The sequence below is a fragment of the Spongiibacter sp. IMCC21906 genome (assembly GCF_001010805.1).
Lineage (GTDB): Bacteria > Pseudomonadota > Gammaproteobacteria > Pseudomonadales > Spongiibacteraceae > Spongiibacter.
In genome coordinates this window covers 3,087,681-3,104,049 of the sequence record NZ_CP011477.1, presented here as the reverse complement: position 1 = coordinate 3,104,049, position 16,369 = coordinate 3,087,681, and the positions used below count along the sequence as shown (strand labels likewise).

The following is a 16,369-nucleotide window of genomic DNA, read 5'->3' as shown; positions in this document are numbered from 1 at the left end:
GGTAAGAAAAGAGCCCGGAAGAACGGGCTCGGTGGTAAAGCGTCAGGCGACCCGTTGAACGGATTTGTTCGGGACCGACTCGGTCGGTGAGACCGTCAAGACACCGTTGCGAATCATGTCGCCCAATGCGTCAGTCAGGGCCGGTACATCCAGAACCAAGCGATGACCTTCCAGAGGCCCGAGAGCGACGGGAAGTTGGATCAGCATGTTTCGTGATTGCAGCAAGGCCAGTACCGGCTCGCGCCAGTGATCCAGCAGCGGCAGCGGGCAGGTCTCTCGTACCAGCACCCAGAGGCGCTCGTATTGGCAGTTGCCCTTGGGCAATACCGCCAGTGCACGGGTGTTCGCCTTGTCCGGGGTAATGCAGTGCCTGTCGAACAGCCACAGATGGACCATGGATCCAAACAGCGTGCGCCTGAAGGCGCGCGTGATGCGCTTTTCCAGCAGATCAGCATTGCCGATAAACACCGGGATGGACGATCCCTGTTCGGGGATAAGATGGAATTGATCCAGTCCGTCTTCGGCGCGACCGAGGGTCAGCCGAGCCAAAAATTCCTGGACAGCGGTATCCCGCGCCCAGACGGACAGAAAGACCAGATTGCCGCTCTCGTCAGTGATGCAGCTATCGGCCATCAGGTCCGGGCATTCATCAAGGCGGTACAGCGGTTGTGGGGATAAAGGTGTGGGCATAGTGATGTCCTCTTGAGAAAAGAGGGGCGCCCATGCCTCAGGGGCGACAGGTGCCCCTTTGGGGTGGATGAAAATCGCGGGATGCGATGAGGATCAGGCGGAAACCCGGTGCCAGTCCTGGGTCAGAGGTGCGAACTCGTAACCCAGAACACCGAGACGGTCGCGCTGCTGACGCAACACCCGGCGATCGACAGTGGCGTCGAGTTTGATGCTCTCGCCCAAAGGCCAGAGGGTGCCGAACAGCGTGGCATCCGTGTCCTCCGGTATCGGTGTGTCTGTCATGGTCGAAGCAGAGGCGCCGAATGGCGTGGTATCGACCAGCGGATCACCGGACACTTGTTCCGTTGCCTCGATCGGAGCCGCGGCGATGGGTACCGGTGCCTGAGCTTCTTCATCAATAGGATCGACTTCCTGCGGGCTTAGCCGGTTGGCTTCGTCACTGCTGAGAGGATCAATACTGGATAAGGTCATGCCGCCCAAATGGGCGCGAATCTCAATGACCATGCGTCCGCTGGTGTTGTACGTGGAAGGTCGAATCTCGGTGATGATGAAATCACCGTCGTATTTGCCTTCGTTGTACTGGTCCAGCTCGGCGTTCTTGATAACGAACTCACCGATGGAAGTGGTTAATCGGCCGACATTGAAATCACCGTTGCGACCGTGGATGGTGCGTATGGCCAATTGGCCGGAAAGATTAATCATGGAAGGTCTCCTTGAATGGGACGTGATCGGAAAGGCACGGCGAAGCGCCTGAAGGATCGGAAGAAAATGACAACAAGGCCCCGGTGGGGGCCTTGGGAGGATGACTAGGCTGATACGGTTGTTTCAGCGTCGTCAGGGATGTCAGGCGCTGGTTCAGCGGAAGCATCCGAAGCGTCGGGTGATGCCGCCTCGCCAGAACTCTCGGTTGATTTTGGTTCGGCCTTGTAGACCATTTCTCCATCAACCTTGATCCACTGGACAAAGAGCAGACGTGCTTTCAGGCTGATGCCCTGTTGCCCGGCCCGCTCGCCTTTGGTGTAGGTAAAGGTGTCGGTCCACAGGTCGCCAAGGCGAAAGCCGATCAGCACCTTTTTGTCCGCTTCAACGGCTTCGGAACAACGGCGAATCAGGTGTTGCGCTTCAGTGCCGGAAACCCGGACATCGAAACGGCGATACTCAGGCGCATCGCTGGGACCATTGAGAGCTGCGATATCGCAGGCCAGGAAAGACTCGCCTTTGCGGGGGGTGACCTCGCGAACACGATTCAGATACCCCAAGCCGGTGATATGCAGGTTGAAGAAAGTTTTTTCAGACGATGTAGGCATGGTTAATCTCCACAATAAGAATAGAAAATAACGGAGATAAACCTGCCCTGGCGGGAGGAATACCCCCGCACGGGATGACGGATCGAAAGATCCGGGAAGAGAAGGGTGCATCCATCATCGAAACGATGAGCGTTCGCGCGCGGGATGCCTGGGCGAACTGGGACGATCAACGCGGTCGGAACCGCGCCGTAGCCTTAAGGATCGTGGCTACCTGGGCATGTCGCTGGCGGAGCAGCGGAACATGCTGATAGTGTTACGTCAGTGTGTGTGGCGCGCGCGTATCTAAGGGACATTGCCCGAGCCCCATTATGGTTGGCGGTGTTTGAGGGGGTAGATGGTTTCCGTGGCTGGGGTTGTGGAGAAAGCAAAAGGGGATCTGGAGTTACGGGTTGATTTTATCAAGGGGGTTAAGCGACAAGATAAAGCTCTCGCCGATGGATCTGGACAGTGCTAATAAATTAGTAGTTATACCTACAATATAGTAGTAATATCTACATAATGTTGTGGTTGCTATTGATTCTTTCTCTCCCTACCGAAAACGCAACGGTGCGCATGCGGGCTTGGCGCTCCATCAAGGCGTTGGGGGCGGCTTCGCTCCGCGATGGCGTCTATCTGCTGCCTGCCCAACCTGATCATTTCGAGAAGTTGGGGGTAATTGCCAGCGATGTCCGTGAGGCCGGGGGAGTCGCACACGTGCTGCCCACTGACTGCCCGGAAGCCGGTGAGTTCTCTGCACTGTTCGATCGTTCGGAAGACTATGAGGTGTTGCTCTCGGCAATTACAGAACTACGGGGCAGGCTTTCGCCAGAATCCGCATTGGAGGTCATGAAGGAGACGCGCAAACTGCGCAAACGCTTTACACGATTGTCACAGATAGACTTTTTTCCCGGAGCTGCAGTTGATCGGACCGATACGGCCCTGCAGCAGCTGGAAACCGACGCCAACCGAGCCCTATCGCCCGATGAGCCGCTACCTGCCCCAGGCATTATCCGTCGCCTCAAGCGTACCGATTATCAGGGCCGGGTTTGGGCGACCCGTCGCCGTCCCTGGGTGGATCGCCTGGCCAGCGCCTGGCTGATTGGCCGTTTTATCGATTTGTCCGCGCGCTTTCTGTGGCTGGCTTCGCCGGACGACTGCCCCGATGAGGCGCTGGGATTCGATTTCGATGGGGCAACCTTCACCCACGTGGCTGAAAAAGTCACCTTCGAGACCCTGCTGGCAAGCTTCGATCTACACCAACCTGCTCTGCAACGGATAGGAGAAATGGTGCACTACCTTGATGTGGGCGGCCATCAGCCACCGGAGGCCTCCGGGGTTGAGTGCGTCTTGATGGGCCTGCGTGAAACCCACACCGATGATGACCAACTATTGCTGGCCGCCAATCAGGTTTTCGACAGCCTGCACGCAACGTACACAAAGGGGAAATAAAGCATGCAGGAGCCTTCATACCCGAAATCGCCTCCGGGCAATGGAACCCACCAAATCAACGAGCAAACGGCAGGCGGAACAATCAACGAATTCGGCCACCATATTTCGTTCGGGGAGGCCGTGCGCGTCTGGCTGCGGATCGCGATCCTGAGTTTCGGCGGTCCCGCCGGTCAGATCGCGGTGATGCACCGCATCCTGGTGGACGAAAAGCGCTGGGTCAGTGAAAACCGGTTCCTGCACGCTCTGAATTACTGCATGGTGCTGCCCGGTCCGGAAGCCCAGCAACTGGCCACCTACATCGGCTGGCTGCTGCATGGCGTCAAGGGTGGACTCGTGGCGGGCGGTCTATTTGTGCTGCCGGGCTTTTTGAGCATCCTGGTGTTGAGTGTGCTCTATGCCGGCTTCCAGGACGCGACCCTGGTGCAGGCGCTGTTTTTTGGGATCAAGGCGGCTGTGCTGGCGATCGTGATTCAGGCGGTCATCCGTATCGGCAAACGCGCCCTCAAAAATGCCTATATGTACGCACTGGCCGCCACCGCTTTTATCGCGATCTTCTTTTTTGCCGTACCGTTTCCGGTGGTGATCCTGACTGCAGGGCTCATCGGTCTGCTGGGACGGCATCTGGACCCGGATCGTTTCGTGGTCATCAAGGGGCACGATACGCCCGAGGACGCCGGACGGGCAATCGACGCCATGATGAATGGCGGCGCGGCACACCATACCCAAGCAACACGCAAACGGGCATTCAAGGTACTCGCCATCTGGCTGCCGCTGTGGTTCACACCACTCGTCGTTCTGGCTATGGCGCTGGGCTATGACAATGTCTTCACCCAAATCGGGCTTTTCTTCAGCAAGCTGGCGGTCGTCACCTTCGGTGGTGCTTACTCAGTATTGGCTTACATGGCTCAGGAGGCAGTGCAGAATTACGGCTGGCTGGCGCCAGGCGAAATGCTGGATGGCCTGGGCATGGCGGAAACCACGCCCGGCCCGCTGATCCAGGTGGTGCAATACGTGGGTTTTATGGGCGCCTTCCGGGATTCCGGATCGCTTGATCCCTTCACGGCGGGTATTCTTGCATCGGTTCTGGCGACCTGGGTCACTTTCGTTCCCTGCTTTTTATGGATCTTCCTGGGGGCGCCTTACGTGGAAACGCTGCGCGGGAATCAGGCGGTAAGCGCGGCCTTGTCTGCGGTGACTGCCGCCGTCGTGGGCGCCATGTTGAATCTCGCCATCTGGTTCGCAGTGCACGTCGCCTTTGGCGAGGTGGACACTATCCGGGCCTTTGGCATGCAGTGGCTGGTGCCGACTTGGGGCAGCATTCAGATTGCCAGTGTCGTGTTGGCGCTGGGCGCCTTTATCGCCATACTGCGTTTCAAGGTGGGCATGTTGCCGGTGATTTTCGTCAGCGCACTGCTGGGTATTGCTTACTACCTGCTATTCGGAGGAGCTCCGGTACTGTGAGAGGCTAGTCGAGGAGGTCAGTATCCGGCTCGTCACTATGAACCACGAACAATTTGGACGCCCGCCAAATTGAAATTCAACAATGGAGGATAGCCATGAAAACCCAACCATTTAAGATACTCATCATCGCATACGCCCTACTCGTGCAGACGCCAATGGTCATCGCAGATGCGCCCAGCGGTCTCAATTCTGATGTTATTGGTAAGGCTATGGATACACCGGCGACGGTTAAACCGGACGGTGTCGTACGCGTCGGTTGGCAACGCGACGATGTGCCGGTCATGGTAGACGGGGTGAGGCTCCCGACGCCAGCAGGTTTGGGCAGTTGGGCCGCCTTCAAGGCAATGCCGGACGGCGGCGTGATGCTGATGGGAGACACGGTGGTGTTTGAGGATGAAATTACCCCGGCGATGGATGCTGCTTTCGCCCACGGCCTCGAAATCACCGCCCTGCACAACCATTTCGTGTTCGACCGCCCGCCCGTTTATTTTATGCACATCGGTGGCCACGGGCAGAGTACCGAAAAGCTTGCTCAAGGCGTCAAAGCCATGTGGGACGCCATCAAGGCGGTGCGCAAGGAGCACCCTACCCCGGCGAAGCGTTTTCCCGGAAGTGCGCCCCAAATCATGGGGAAGTATGACACGGAGTCACTGGAAACCATTTTAGGTGCTGAAGGCAGTCTTAATGGTCAGGTACTGAAATTTACTTTTGGACGCAGCGCCACCATGCACGACACTGAATTTGGCGCATCAATGGGGCTATCGACCTGGGCAGCCTTCTCCGGGAATGAGGACCATGCGGTCGTCGACGGGGATTTCGCCATGACCGCTGAAGAGGTTCAGCCGGTGATGCATGCCCTGCGCCGTGCCGGCATCCATATCGTCGCCCTGCATAACCACATGGTGGGCGAGACGCCACCCTATTATTTCCTGCACTACTGGGGCAATGGCGATCCTGAAGTACTGGCACGGGGGATTCGTTCCGCATTGAATGGCCAGAAAAAATCCGGTACTAAACATTAACAGGACATAACGTCGATCTCCGAATGCCGACGCTACCCGACAATATTTTTCATCTTCCCGTATATCGCGTAAAACATGTTAAGGAGATGGACGGCTGGCTCCACTTCCAAGTGAATGCGACCGATCTCGTTGCCTGCGAGTAATGCGGCGTGCAGAGTGAATTGGTGCGGTTCGGCGAACTTAATGTTCCCTATCGCAATCTGCCTACCCACGGCAAGCGGATCACACTCGTCGAACTTTGCAGACGAACTCAACTACGGAGTCGATTTATAATCAATCAGGAAATGATATCAGATTGATGAGGCTAAGAAGATCCAGTAACCACGCGTTCCGGATCCCTGAAAAAAGCCCCCGATGGGGGCTGAGGATAGGCCGCTTTTCAGCCGTTGCCCGGTTTGGGCGGCACGGCTTGAAACGACAGGTGCGTCGGGGTGGCGGAGAGTTCGAGATCGTCCTCGCTGTTCAGAATGTGTGCGAACACGGCCTCCAGGGGATCGAAAAATTCGCCGAAATCGTCACCGCCCAGCTCGGTGTAAGCCAGCGTCCACCAGTCATCGAACGGATCGATGTCGGGGTTGCAGCCGACGGCGTAGGCCAGCCGCTGGTAGCGTCCTTCCGGCGTTCGCTCGCCTTGTTCGGGCAGGAAATAGACGCCCTGATCCTTGGCTAGGATGATGCGGCATTGGTTGGTTATCGCTTCGGTCAGTACGGGGCGCAGTTCAGCGCCTTTGAATCGCAACATGGTTGTAATCTCCAAAGAACGAAAGAAAAGAGGCATCAATGCGGATGCCAGGGCACGGTGCCGAGCAGCGGCACCGTGGATTGAGAGGAAAACGGCAGGTGGCCGGATCAGTGGCGGGTCGGTCTGCGTCCCGACAGAGTCACCACCTGGATGCGCCGCCAACTGCCATCATCGATCAGGCGTTCCAGTGTGTCGCCGAGCGAATCGAAGCACAGGGTATCGACCCGCTCGACCAGATCCCCCTCACGGCGCAGTTCCACCGCGTAGAGATCAAGGCCACGCTCGTAGAGAACGGTGACCTGGCCCTGGAACTTTGCCGTGGCAACGGTGAAACCGATCGCCGGTGGCGTCCTGAGAATGTCGCCGGGTAGCGGATTGACACAGGTGAAGTCCCGTGCCCCGGCGTCCACCAGCAGGTGGGTAATGCGCCGAAAGCCATCGGGCGCGGGCAACTGCTCCAGTTGATCGACGAGATCCTGCAATTCCTGGCAACGCGGTAGCGGAATCGGCAATCTGGCCGGTGCCGAGCCGAGCACCAGGGTGTTCACCGTGTACGGAACCCCATCGGCGTACTCGGTTCGCTGTTCCGGGGTGTCCGCGCGCAGCCTGTCGAAGCGGCGTCGAGCATAAGGTGTAACCTGCACTTTGACGCCCTCGTCGGGCACGTCGGTGATCAGTGTGCGATCGAGCACCGCGAACTCGGTGCGACCGGTCTTGACGACGATGGCCTCATCGGTCTTCGCGATCACCTTGCCTTCGAACGGTTGGGGATCGATGTGGAAGCCCAGCGTCGAAACCTTGGGTTGTCCGTCGAAGATGTTGAACTTGAATTTGCGGGCGTTGCGCGGCATATGGCCGCTGACCAGCGTCGGCAGCTGTGCACGGATGACTTGAATGTCCATGAAAGACTCCTTGTGGGAAAGCCAAGGGACTTCCGCCCTGCAAGGGAGGGATGTCCCTTGAGGGTTGAGGTAAAAGACGCGCGATGGCATCAGGTACAAAAACAACCAATGCGACGGATCGCATCGTAGCCTTGAAGGTCGAGGCTACCTGGGCATGTCGCTGGCGAAGCAGCGGAACATGGCACGACGATGTCGCTTGTCGGGCAGCGTTGCCATCTGCAATGGGTTACGTGTTGAACCCCATTGATCGTCGGTGCTTGGATTTGGGGGCTGGAAACAGAGGGTATCGGTGGGGATGGATGTCTCGCTGTCATATAATCCACGAGGGATCATCAGTAACGTTGAGTGATAGGGAGGGAGAGTGGGATCGCCAAAGCTACCGACGATAAAGTGACTGTTCGCGATGTCCGACAATCAGTGCGCATACCCGACGTGCCAAGTGCCACTGGTAGAATCCTCTGGCACGGTGACGGGTGAAATTGCCCATATCAGGGCAGCAAGCAAAGGGGGGCCGAGGTATGATCCCAGCCAATCCGACGACGAACGGCATGGGTTTGAGAACCTGCTGCTTTTTTGTGGTCGTCACCACAGAATTATTGACTCGGAGGTGGAGAACCATCCCGTTGAGTTGTTGATCAGTTACAAGAGTCGTTGGGGGCAAAAAGGCCTGGTCGAAATAACACCTCGTACCACTTCCGTGGCCGAAGTGCTCATCAATAATTACCAAAATATAAGGGTGGAAAACAACTCGGGACAGGTCGCCATCAATAGCCCCGGAGCCATTCAGGCCGGTACCTTAAATCTGAAATCAACCAAGCAGAAAGTCACCATAGCGCCCCCGGAGGGAAGTGTGTCCAGTGACTTGAATCAGTGCGCCTACATCGAGTATTTGATTGGGAAATATAAAGATTACCAAAAGCAGGACACATCCAAGCAGGACAAATACAAGTACATGGCGATCTATAATGCGGTGAAACGCCAGTTTGGTTGCAAGTGGCAATTGATCCCCTCGGCGCGCTTCGATGAGCTCGTTCAATTCCTGCAGGGAAAGATTGATAATTCGAAGGTGGGACGTATCCGAAAAAGCGCGGGGCAAAAGCGGTATCACAGCTTTGATGAACACCTTCAACATTAATGGGTAAACATAAGCTGAGCTAAAAAATGAGCCCCGTGGTGGGGCTCTTGTATACTACCCATGGTCGTGAAGTGGTAAACCTTCCAGCGCTGGCGCATCGGGATCAAATATCAGAATCCGCGTATCGGCAAGCGCGGCCAGGTGCAACACATTCACCAGCGATCCGGGCAGTCCTGCCGCCATATGCTCCTGGCGCAGTTGTGTCGCGTTTTGGTCGGTGATGTGCCGAAGGTTCTCACTGGTCCAGGGTGTGGCGATAAGCTTGACTCCGACAGCGTGGCTGTACGGCAGCCTGAACGCTTCAAACAGCAAGCCACTCGGCGTTGCGATATCAGCCATTGCACCCAATCCAGCCAATGCCTGCCGACTGATGTGGGCCGAACTGATCTCCCAACACCGGCTGTAGTGCCCCGTCATAAAATGCAGACGGTGAATGAGCGTCGCGGCGGACTCCGCTGAATAGGTGTCGCCAACATGCATGGGATGCCCAGTATCGTTGGCCATCACGGCATAGACCACTGTGCGTACGATTCCAATGCCAGTGCATTGGGCCTCAATGACATCCGGAACGGTTTGTCCCTCGGTGATCAGTGCAAAGCTGTCGCAAAAGATGCAGGGATGCTGCCGAATCTCGTCGTCCCGTAAATGGGCTTGAGATTCATGCAGGGGACGAAAGGCCGGCGGACAATCATCCTCGTAGGTAATGACTAACTGCCGTTGCGTGGTGAGATGGTTAAAGCCACGGATAAAGGGGTTGATGATAGCGCTCATGGTGGATCTCCTGTAGAGGTAGGGCAGAGCCCACCCCTACCGGGAAGTGAGCCCCGGTGGGTGAATGATTTCAAGTGGATCAATGTGGTCGCGACTACCAGCCGCAGTAGTTCAGAATCAGCGCTGCGATCACTTCGCGACGTGTCAGGTCCAGGCCGCTGAGATCGGCCAGGCCTTCAATGCCAACACGGCGAAACAGTGCGCCGCCTTCCTGGGAGTTATAAAAACTCACCAATGCGGCAAGGAACCTTTTCTGGCCGGAACTCATGACATCGACGGTGTCGTTGATCAGCAACAGGTTGGGGCGCAAGTCCCATTTGTCGGTCGCCTGTTCCCAGGTGTCTTGCGTGCCATCGCCAAAAAGCTCAATGCCGGCGAGGGCAACACCTTGTCGCCATGCGTTTAGAAATGCGTTGGGGGCCTGCTCAAAATGATCCTGCTCCCGGGCAATCCAGGCAAACGCTTCCTGGTGGGTGGATAAGGTCATAAAAAATCTCCTGAAGTTATGAAACGTGTTATGGCGCTTCGCGCTGGGTCCAGTTGCCGGTATCCAGTGCGTGTTGTGCGTCGGGGAGTTGGGAAAAATATTCGACAGATTCCCGGGAAACCGGGCCGTCCTGATCTGAGGTGCCGAGGTAGTAGCCGCGGCCACTGCGCAGAACTTGCAGAGGCAGACTCCGGTCGGCGAACGTCTTGGCCAATCGACCGGTGGTTATCGGTGTTTCCTGACACGTTGTGCCGGGTGGAGGATGATTACGGGTAGACATGGTTTGATCTCCTGCGGTTTGCTACAGAGTGAAAAGGGCTCTTGGAACAACAAGGCATCGCCACCGGTGAAGGCGGACGCCCGCGATACGATGCGGAACGGGCTGGCGCGGTCGGCGCGGAATATCCGCGATGCAGCATTGAAGACCGCTGCTGCCGGGGCACAGTGCTGACCGGGTCAGCAATATGTGGGGGTATCGTGTCGAGAGGGTGGTGTGTGAGCGAGGGTCTATGGGGTTTCCGCGGCGACCGGATTGGCACGCTGTGGGGGCAGAGGCGCTGAGACAAAGCGAAGAAAGAGAAGGCAGCCGAAGGCGATTACCTTCGGCAACGAGAAATCACCACCCGTGAATCACATGATAATCTGGCCGTCATCAAAGCCGTTTCTCTTGGCGATTCACCCGACCCGTGTCGTGGTTGGAGCCGGAATGTTGTGGCACACATCCGCGCACAAAGGGAGCCCAGTGTTTCACCGGCGGGCACCGGGAATGAGTACCGTCAACCCCGAAGGGTCTCCTGGGCGCTCGCGCGGCAAGCGCCCAGGAGACCCTTCGGGAGCAACGGAAGCAGGCTGATGACTGGCAACTACTCTCAATAGTTGTCGGAGGAGAAACCTTCTCACCCGTGGTGAGTGAAAACCGACAGGGTGCGCACGCCGTGACAGAAGGGGTCGCGTGCCTGGGCTGCCCGATTTCGGGCCAGTGCGCCTCAATTGCCGGGGGTCGTATGACGCCTTAGCTGTGAGGTGTGGACCGTCGCCGCTGCCTGGGTGTTTTCCCACGCAGAGGCTTCGCGATGGGGCGCGTCCCTTTACAGTCCGGATAGCGTACGCAGGACCAAAACGCGCCTTTGTGACCGCCTTTCCGTTGCATGGGTGAGCTGCAATCCGGGCAGGTGGGTGAGGGTGGCAGTTTGATGTCCAGGGAGAGGGTGCCGTACTGCTGGACCAGTTGTGTCACCCAGGCGCTTTGCTTGTCGAGGAAGGCGCCGAGGGTCATGTCTCCCGCTTCGATCAAATCCAGGGTTTGTTCCCAGATCGCCGTCGTGCCCGGATCGGCGATGGCCTCCGGGACCACGTCGATCAAGGTATAGGCTGCCTCCGTGGCACGAAGGGCTCGACCACGTTTTTGCAGATAACCGCGATCAAGCAAACCACTGATGATGCCGGCGCGTGTCGCTTCGGTGCCGATACCGGTTGTCTCCTTGAGAATCTGCTTCAGGCGCGGGTCATTTACCAGGCGGGCGACGGTTTTCATGGCCTTGATCAATTCGCCCTGTGTATAGGGTTTGGGCGGCTTGGTGTGCAGTGCCTTTAGTTCGGTGCCGGTAATGCTGCAGTCTGTGCCGGTGGCGAGGGAGGGCAGTTGCTGGCTAGGCTGCGCTCCCGGTTCCTCCTGATTGTCCTGTGCATCACTTCTCAGTGCCCGGTGCCAACCGGGATCGATGACCCGCTTGCCGGTGGCCTTCAACGGCTGTTCCCCGGCTTCCAGCAGCACCGTCGTTCGATCAAACGTATGGTGGGGGAGAAACTGACACAGATAGTGGGCACGGATGATGGCGTAGACCGCCTGCTCTTTATCCGATAGGGCGGACAGCTGGCAGGGCGCCTGTGTCGGGATAATGCCGTGGTGCGCCGTGACCTTGGCATCGTTCCACGCGCGGGACTGTAGATTGAGATCCAGTGTCTCAATAAGAGAGGCCAACGCGGGGTCCGCCGCAAGCAAGGCTTTGATCACTACGGGAGCCTCACGCCGCATGTTTTCCGGCAAGTACCCGGTGTCTGAACGGGGATACGTCGTCGCCTTGTGGGTTTCATACAGGGACTGGGCAATCCGAAGGGTTTCCGCGACATCCAGCCCCAGCTGTCGTGAGCAGACCTCCTGCAGGGTTCCCAGATCAAAAGGCAGTGGCGGCGCCTCCCGGACACGCTCTGTATCGGCTGACAAGACTCGCGCCGTTCGGGCGGTCCGGATGGATTGAACGGCGTGCTGCGCCACCTGCTCCTGTACGCAGCGTCCCGCCTCGTCGGCGGTGTCCGTTGGTGGTATCCACTCCGCAAGAAAGTGACTTTCGGACGAGATGAGCCTGACCGCAATTGACCAGTAGGGGGTTGGGGTGAACGCAAAGATTTCCCTGTCGCGGTCTACCACCAGACGCAAGGTAGGGGTTTGCACACGTCCAACGGATAACACGCCCTCGAAACCACTGCGGCGACCGAGCAGGGTAAACAACCGGCTCAGGTTCATACCGATCAACCAGTCCGCCCGCGACCGCGCCAACGCAGAGTAGTACAGCGGCAGGGTCTCGCTCCCGGGTTTCAGAGCGCCCAGCGCTTTGCGAATAGAGGCGTCGTTGAGTGCGGAAAGCCACAATCGCTGAATGGGACCGTTGTAGCCGCACAGTTCGATCACCTCCCTGGCAATCATTTCACCTTCACGGTCTGCGTCGGTGGCGATAACCAGCTCAGTGGCTTGCTTGAGCAATTGTTTGACAATCTTGTACTGGGCTGCGGTCGATGCTTTGATGTCGCTGCGCCAGACCTTGGGAATAATTGGGAGCTGATCGAGGGACCAGCGTTTGTACTCGTCACCATAAACTTCCGGGGCTGCCGCTTCGATCAGGTGACCGATGCACCAGGTTACGGTAATGCCGGTACCGCTGTAGCAGCCGGTTCCTTGCCGTGTTGCACCCAATACCCGTGCGATGTCTTTTCCCTGGGAGGGTTTTTCGCACAGGAACAGGCGCATGTGATGACTCCGGCAAGGTGGTGACAGAACACCCGGTTATTGTCGCCTCCGGCAGCGCCGGCCACCGCGATGAAACCGGCACCGGGTGTTCCGGCTTTCATCCGAACATTTGCATTAGTGTGGCGAGAGATAGCGCTACCAAAGCTTCGCACTGTGGCGCGAATGGAACACAGTGGAAGAACAGGAGGCTCCATCACGTTCCGCTTTACCGGGTTGCCAGCGTCGGATCTGCATCCCGGTGCAGGGTATTGGCGGGCAGGTAGTGGCTGGCGCAGGATGAGCGGCCAAAGGTTGCTACAGCCGCTCATGGCCGGCCAGCGTTCCGATCAATTCACCTGTCGTCCGCAGGTGACTCTTCGCTGGTGGATTTGGCGCTGAGTACCACATCGTCAAGCCGGTACGGCAAGATACCCACACGTCGTGCCTCGATCTTGAAGGTGACGCGTTCGTTTTCCTCTGCGTCCTCCCACTCGTCACGCACTGTGCGCCCGTCCACCAGAACCCGCATCCCTTTTTGATACAGCAGGTGCCAGCGTTCGGCGTCGCGATGCCACAGCTCCACCGGAGCCCAGAAGCCCCCGCGATCTTCGTACCCTTCCTGCACCGGTACCGGATTGTCGAAGTAGACATTCAGCCGCAGCAGTCGCCGGGGTTCGTCGTTGCCATTGGCAAATTCGCGGTACTCGGGCTTCGAGCCGATGTTGCCTTCGCCAAAAAAATGTGTGCTCATGGGGATTCCTCCTCGGTGGTTAAACGTTGCCGATCGGCACGTTGCAGGTAAATCATCTCGGCCCGGGCCATCTTCTCGGCGCATTCAAAAGCCTGGCGGGCGATGCTGTGAGTCAGGCTGATCTGCATATTCAGGGCGATGCGCTGTAGCTCCTGAGCGTAAAGGTCGTCGACGAGTGTGTCGGGAGTTGCTGAACTGAGCATTGCCTGTTCCCAGAGCGGGACTCCCATACTGGAGCGATCGAGATTGCGCCAGCGCAGAAAAGTGGTGCCCGCGCTGGTGGCTTGCTGGGCCAGATGTACCCCCAGCAGGGTGAAGGGGTACCCACGCACCTGCCCGAGCACCCGCCGCTCAGCGAGTTCGATCAGGTCATCCCGGAGCGCTCGGCATTGGTCGGCCCAGTCCTCCAGTTCCCCCTTACCTTTAAAAGGTTTTAAAAGGCCTTTTAGGTAGGCGGCGTGTTCCAGGCGTTGGAAGTCAGTCTGTACCAGAGGCACGAAATAGCGATTGCCTTGTGGGTGAGGGTCACTCATAACGAATCGCTCTCGGCGGATTGAGGAGCCGTCGTATCCACCGGCGTGGGTTTGTCCGCTGCCAGGGTCGATTCGGTACTGTCGACGTCATCGCTATCGGCTGTAGATGAGTCGCGTGCCAGTGGTGGTGCGAAGCGGGACCGGCGGGTGCCTTCGAGCACGTCTTGCGGCAGCGGGCCGTACTTTTCAAGTGCTGCACGGGCGGCGGCATTTCTGGCGGCATAGTCGTCCCGTTTTGTCCCGGAATATTTGTACTGCTGGGCCAGTGAGAATAGGCTGCGCAGGGCGTGGGCGCCGTCGTTCAGCCACCGTTCCAGGGTGCTGCGATCAATCAGGGCAGTGTGATGGGCGAGAATGAGATGCCGTGCCAGTGCGTCAAAATCCGCGAGCAGGTACACGGCCATAAATCCCAGTTGGGCGTTCACAAACAGCGGCAGCGTCACCGGCTGGACATTGAGGTTGTCCCCCAGGCTGAGGGCGGAGGGGACATCGGCGAGTGCCTGATCAACCTGCTCCCGTAGCGCCTGTAACCGGTCCTTGGTGTCGGCCAACTTCTCCTCGACGCGGAGCATCCACCAGTCGGAGTAGGGGTCATCCTGCTCTGACCCGCGTTTCATTTTATTCATGATGGCCAGAAAACCGTTAAGACCGATGATGCCTGGGCGGCCTTCCGCGGGGGCCCGGCCATGCCAGATTCGCGAGGCGTGATGGGTGTGCAGCGTCAGCGTCATGGTGCTGCGCAGGGAGCCGAGGTTCATCTTCATGTCATTGGCCATAGGATCACTCTCGTCGTCAGTTTGGGGATGAGTGTCCTGCGCCAGCGGAAGGCTGTCAGTCAACAAGTCGAAGCCGGTGGGAGCCGGATTGTCAGGGTGAGGGTGCTGCAACAGATGGCGCTATGCGAGTGGCATAACCTTAAGGGGCGGATCGTTGGCAGGATGAGCTATGCGACTCGCATAGCGCCGGAAATGGGTTCCGCTGCAAACACCGTTCAGGGTTTGAATAGCGACCGCAGCTGCGCCATATGTTCATGCACCGTTCGCTCGTCATCGGGGATGTGCCCGGATGATGGACGCGCGTCGGCCAGCAGATCCCCGACCCAGGTATTGAATTCACCGCGGATGGCTTTCTGGATAATGCCGAACAGGTAGCCGGCGGGATTGCGTACATCGCCGGACAGGCAGCGCACGGTCCATTCATCCAGCACAGCCTGTTGCAGCTTTTCATCCACCTGGCGCAACGCGGCCAGTGCGCCTTTCTGTTGTTCTTCCCGCAGCTTGAAAAAATAGTCCGGCAAATGCAGATTTTTGGCGAGCTCGCGTCCAGTAAGTACTTTATGAATACTTTGATTACTACTACTTACTGTACGGTCTGCCTTCGGATTCCGAAGACCGTTGTTACCACTGGCTTGCCGACCCGATTCGGAATCCGAAGGCTGTTCCTCGTCATTCCGAAGCGGGGCCATATTCCCTTCTTCGGATTGGTGGCCAGTGCCGGGCTGTGGATAACCTGCCGCTTTTTCCGATGAAGGGGTAAGTAACTGCTCGGTGATGGCCTGCAGACGTGTCGGCAGTGCGCGTTGGCTCACCTGCGGATCGTCCGCCAGTTCCCGCAGGGTTTCCGAGGCAACGCGTTGTATCGCCTTGCTGGCATGGGTGAGTGACTGGCTGATCAGGTGTAGATAGTCGGTATCCAGGTGTATGGCTTCAAACGGGGTGAGTGACGTGTCATGAAGCACGTACAGGTTCCCTTCGATACGACCGGTTCGGGCGTTGCGCCGACGCCTGACCAGGCTCAGCCAGCGGGTGAGCCGCAACAGTGTCAGTGCCCGGGCGACGGTTTCGTGAGAGGCTTTGCCGGTACAGGGCATGGCGGCGAGAAAGGGGCGCAACCGTTCGTAGGTGGGAAAGACCGTGATCTCGTCGGGGTTCAGCAGGAGACGGAGTACTTGCCAGGCATTGCGCTCCAGCGGTGTAAGGCGTCGGTCGAAGAAGAGCGTGCGGGGGACGCTCTCGTGGCGGTTGCCGCTGAACAGAATCGCGTCCTGAGCTGCGGTCTTGCCGCTCTGTCGGGAGGCGGCTTCCAATATTGCGCTCAGGGCATCCAGGGAACCCTTCGGGTCATCGGCAGCCATGA

Annotated in this window: 17 protein-coding genes; 4 read left to right on the top strand and 13 right to left on the bottom strand. The window is 58.1% G+C overall.

Annotation, left to right across the window (positions count from 1 at the left end; all coding sequences use genetic code 11):
• Positions 1-42 precede the first annotated feature (42 nt).
• The 3 genes from IMCC21906_RS14325 to IMCC21906_RS14315 form a co-directional block, all read right to left on the bottom strand.
• Positions 43-690 carry a hypothetical protein gene (locus tag IMCC21906_RS14325; protein WP_047012743.1) on the bottom strand — a complete coding sequence of 216 codons (648 nt, stop codon included), beginning with the start codon at positions 688-690 and terminating at the stop codon, positions 43-45.
• A gap of 93 nt (positions 691-783) precedes the next feature.
• Positions 784-1,392: a DUF3275 family protein gene (locus IMCC21906_RS14320; RefSeq protein WP_047012742.1), complete on the bottom strand. Its 609-nt coding sequence runs from the start codon at positions 1,390-1,392 to the stop codon at positions 784-786.
• A 104-nt stretch (positions 1,393-1,496) separates the two neighbouring features.
• Complete coding sequence (locus IMCC21906_RS14315; RefSeq protein ID WP_047012741.1) at positions 1,497-1,997, bottom strand: STY4534 family ICE replication protein; 501 nt, start codon at positions 1,995-1,997, stop codon at positions 1,497-1,499.
• Positions 1,998-2,495: 498 nt separating this feature from the next.
• Between IMCC21906_RS14315 and IMCC21906_RS14310 the strand changes: the two genes are divergently transcribed.
• The 3 genes from IMCC21906_RS14310 to IMCC21906_RS14300 all read left to right on the top strand — a co-directional run bounded on the left by IMCC21906_RS14310 (position 2,496) and on the right by IMCC21906_RS14300 (position 5,908).
• Positions 2,496-3,425, top strand: coding sequence for a chromate resistance protein ChrB domain-containing protein (locus IMCC21906_RS14310; RefSeq protein WP_047012740.1), 930 nt, complete (start codon positions 2,496-2,498; stop codon positions 3,423-3,425).
• Between the two features lie 3 nt (positions 3,426-3,428).
• Complete coding sequence (gene chrA / locus IMCC21906_RS14305) at positions 3,429-4,886, top strand: chromate efflux transporter (protein WP_082117489.1); 1,458 nt, start codon at positions 3,429-3,431, stop codon at positions 4,884-4,886.
• A 95-nt stretch (positions 4,887-4,981) separates the two neighbouring features.
• On the top strand, positions 4,982-5,908 hold the full coding sequence (locus tag IMCC21906_RS14300) for a DUF1259 domain-containing protein (RefSeq protein ID WP_197085907.1): 927 nt from the start codon (positions 4,982-4,984) through the stop codon (positions 5,906-5,908).
• A 379-nt stretch (positions 5,909-6,287) separates the two neighbouring features.
• Here the strand turns inward: IMCC21906_RS14300 and IMCC21906_RS14290 are convergent, their stop codons facing one another.
• Positions 6,288-6,650 carry a DUF3085 domain-containing protein gene (locus IMCC21906_RS14290; RefSeq protein ID WP_047012738.1) on the bottom strand — a complete coding sequence of 121 codons (363 nt, stop codon included), beginning with the start codon at positions 6,648-6,650 and terminating at the stop codon, positions 6,288-6,290.
• Between the two features lie 107 nt (positions 6,651-6,757).
• Positions 6,758-7,552 (bottom strand): hypothetical protein, encoded by a 795-nt coding sequence (locus IMCC21906_RS14285; RefSeq protein WP_047012737.1) that lies wholly within the window; start codon positions 7,550-7,552, stop codon positions 6,758-6,760.
• Between the two features lie 439 nt (positions 7,553-7,991).
• Between IMCC21906_RS14285 and IMCC21906_RS14280 the strand changes: the two genes are divergently transcribed.
• Positions 7,992-8,687: a hypothetical protein gene (locus tag IMCC21906_RS14280; RefSeq protein ID WP_156166059.1), complete on the top strand. Its 696-nt coding sequence runs from the start codon at positions 7,992-7,994 to the stop codon at positions 8,685-8,687.
• A gap of 54 nt (positions 8,688-8,741) precedes the next feature.
• Here the strand turns inward: IMCC21906_RS14280 and IMCC21906_RS14275 are convergent, their stop codons facing one another.
• The 8 genes from IMCC21906_RS14275 to IMCC21906_RS14240 form a co-directional block, all read right to left on the bottom strand.
• Positions 8,742-9,458 carry a hypothetical protein gene (locus tag IMCC21906_RS14275; RefSeq protein ID WP_047012735.1) on the bottom strand — a complete coding sequence of 239 codons (717 nt, stop codon included), beginning with the start codon at positions 9,456-9,458 and terminating at the stop codon, positions 8,742-8,744.
• A gap of 94 nt (positions 9,459-9,552) precedes the next feature.
• Positions 9,553-9,945: a hypothetical protein gene (locus IMCC21906_RS14270; protein WP_047012734.1), complete on the bottom strand. Its 393-nt coding sequence runs from the start codon at positions 9,943-9,945 to the stop codon at positions 9,553-9,555.
• Between the two features lie 28 nt (positions 9,946-9,973).
• On the bottom strand, positions 9,974-10,225 hold the full coding sequence (locus tag IMCC21906_RS14265) for a hypothetical protein (RefSeq protein ID WP_047012733.1): 252 nt from the start codon (positions 10,223-10,225) through the stop codon (positions 9,974-9,976).
• 732 nt (positions 10,226-10,957) lie between these two features.
• On the bottom strand, positions 10,958-12,970 hold the full coding sequence (locus IMCC21906_RS14260; RefSeq protein WP_047012732.1) for a DNA topoisomerase III: 2,013 nt from the start codon (positions 12,968-12,970) through the stop codon (positions 10,958-10,960).
• 331 nt (positions 12,971-13,301) lie between these two features.
• On the bottom strand, positions 13,302-13,700 hold the full coding sequence (locus IMCC21906_RS14255) for a single-stranded DNA-binding protein (RefSeq protein WP_047012731.1): 399 nt from the start codon (positions 13,698-13,700) through the stop codon (positions 13,302-13,304).
• A complete protein-coding gene (locus IMCC21906_RS14250; protein ID WP_047012730.1) occupies positions 13,697-14,233 on the bottom strand; it encodes a DUF3158 family protein in 537 nt (178 codons plus the stop codon). Before IMCC21906_RS14250 ends, IMCC21906_RS14255 begins: the two co-directional genes overlap by 4 nt.
• The gene (locus tag IMCC21906_RS14245) at positions 14,230-15,009 is read right to left on the bottom strand and encodes a PFL_4669 family integrating conjugative element protein (protein WP_047013456.1); all 780 of its coding nucleotides are present in this window, start codon (positions 15,007-15,009) and stop codon (positions 14,230-14,232) included. Before IMCC21906_RS14245 ends, IMCC21906_RS14250 begins: the two co-directional genes overlap by 4 nt.
• A gap of 215 nt (positions 15,010-15,224) precedes the next feature.
• The gene (locus IMCC21906_RS14240; protein WP_052763550.1) at positions 15,225-16,367 is read right to left on the bottom strand and encodes an STY4528 family pathogenicity island replication protein; all 1,143 of its coding nucleotides are present in this window, start codon (positions 16,365-16,367) and stop codon (positions 15,225-15,227) included.
• Between the last annotated feature and the right edge of the window lie 2 nt (positions 16,368-16,369).

Coding starts and splice junctions, on each gene's coding strand:
- IMCC21906_RS14325 (WP_047012743.1), bottom strand. CDS start 690: ATGCCCACACCTTTATCCCCACAACCGCTGTACCGCCTTGATGAATGC.
- IMCC21906_RS14320 (WP_047012742.1), bottom strand. CDS start 1,392: ATGATTAATCTTTCCGGCCAATTGGCCATACGCACCATCCACGGTCGC.
- IMCC21906_RS14315 (WP_047012741.1), bottom strand. CDS start 1,997: ATGCCTACATCGTCTGAAAAAACTTTCTTCAACCTGCATATCACCGGC.
- IMCC21906_RS14310 (WP_047012740.1), top strand. CDS start 2,496: ATGTTGTGGTTGCTATTGATTCTTTCTCTCCCTACCGAAAACGCAACG.
- chrA (WP_082117489.1), top strand. CDS start 3,429: ATGCAGGAGCCTTCATACCCGAAATCGCCTCCGGGCAATGGAACCCAC.
- IMCC21906_RS14300 (WP_197085907.1), top strand. CDS start 4,982: ATGAAAACCCAACCATTTAAGATACTCATCATCGCATACGCCCTACTC.
- IMCC21906_RS14290 (WP_047012738.1), bottom strand. CDS start 6,650: ATGTTGCGATTCAAAGGCGCTGAACTGCGCCCCGTACTGACCGAAGCG.
- IMCC21906_RS14285 (WP_047012737.1), bottom strand. CDS start 7,552: ATGGACATTCAAGTCATCCGTGCACAGCTGCCGACGCTGGTCAGCGGC.
- IMCC21906_RS14275 (WP_047012735.1), bottom strand. CDS start 9,458: ATGAGCGCTATCATCAACCCCTTTATCCGTGGCTTTAACCATCTCACC.
- IMCC21906_RS14270 (WP_047012734.1), bottom strand. CDS start 9,945: ATGACCTTATCCACCCACCAGGAAGCGTTTGCCTGGATTGCCCGGGAG.
- IMCC21906_RS14265 (WP_047012733.1), bottom strand. CDS start 10,225: ATGTCTACCCGTAATCATCCTCCACCCGGCACAACGTGTCAGGAAACA.
- IMCC21906_RS14260 (WP_047012732.1), bottom strand. CDS start 12,970: ATGCGCCTGTTCCTGTGCGAAAAACCCTCCCAGGGAAAAGACATCGCA.
- IMCC21906_RS14255 (WP_047012731.1), bottom strand. CDS start 13,700: ATGAGCACACATTTTTTTGGCGAAGGCAACATCGGCTCGAAGCCCGAG.
- IMCC21906_RS14250 (WP_047012730.1), bottom strand. CDS start 14,233: ATGAGTGACCCTCACCCACAAGGCAATCGCTATTTCGTGCCTCTGGTA.
- IMCC21906_RS14245 (WP_047013456.1), bottom strand. CDS start 15,009: ATGGCCAATGACATGAAGATGAACCTCGGCTCCCTGCGCAGCACCATG.
- IMCC21906_RS14240 (WP_052763550.1), bottom strand. CDS start 16,367: ATGGCTGCCGATGACCCGAAGGGTTCCCTGGATGCCCTGAGCGCAATA.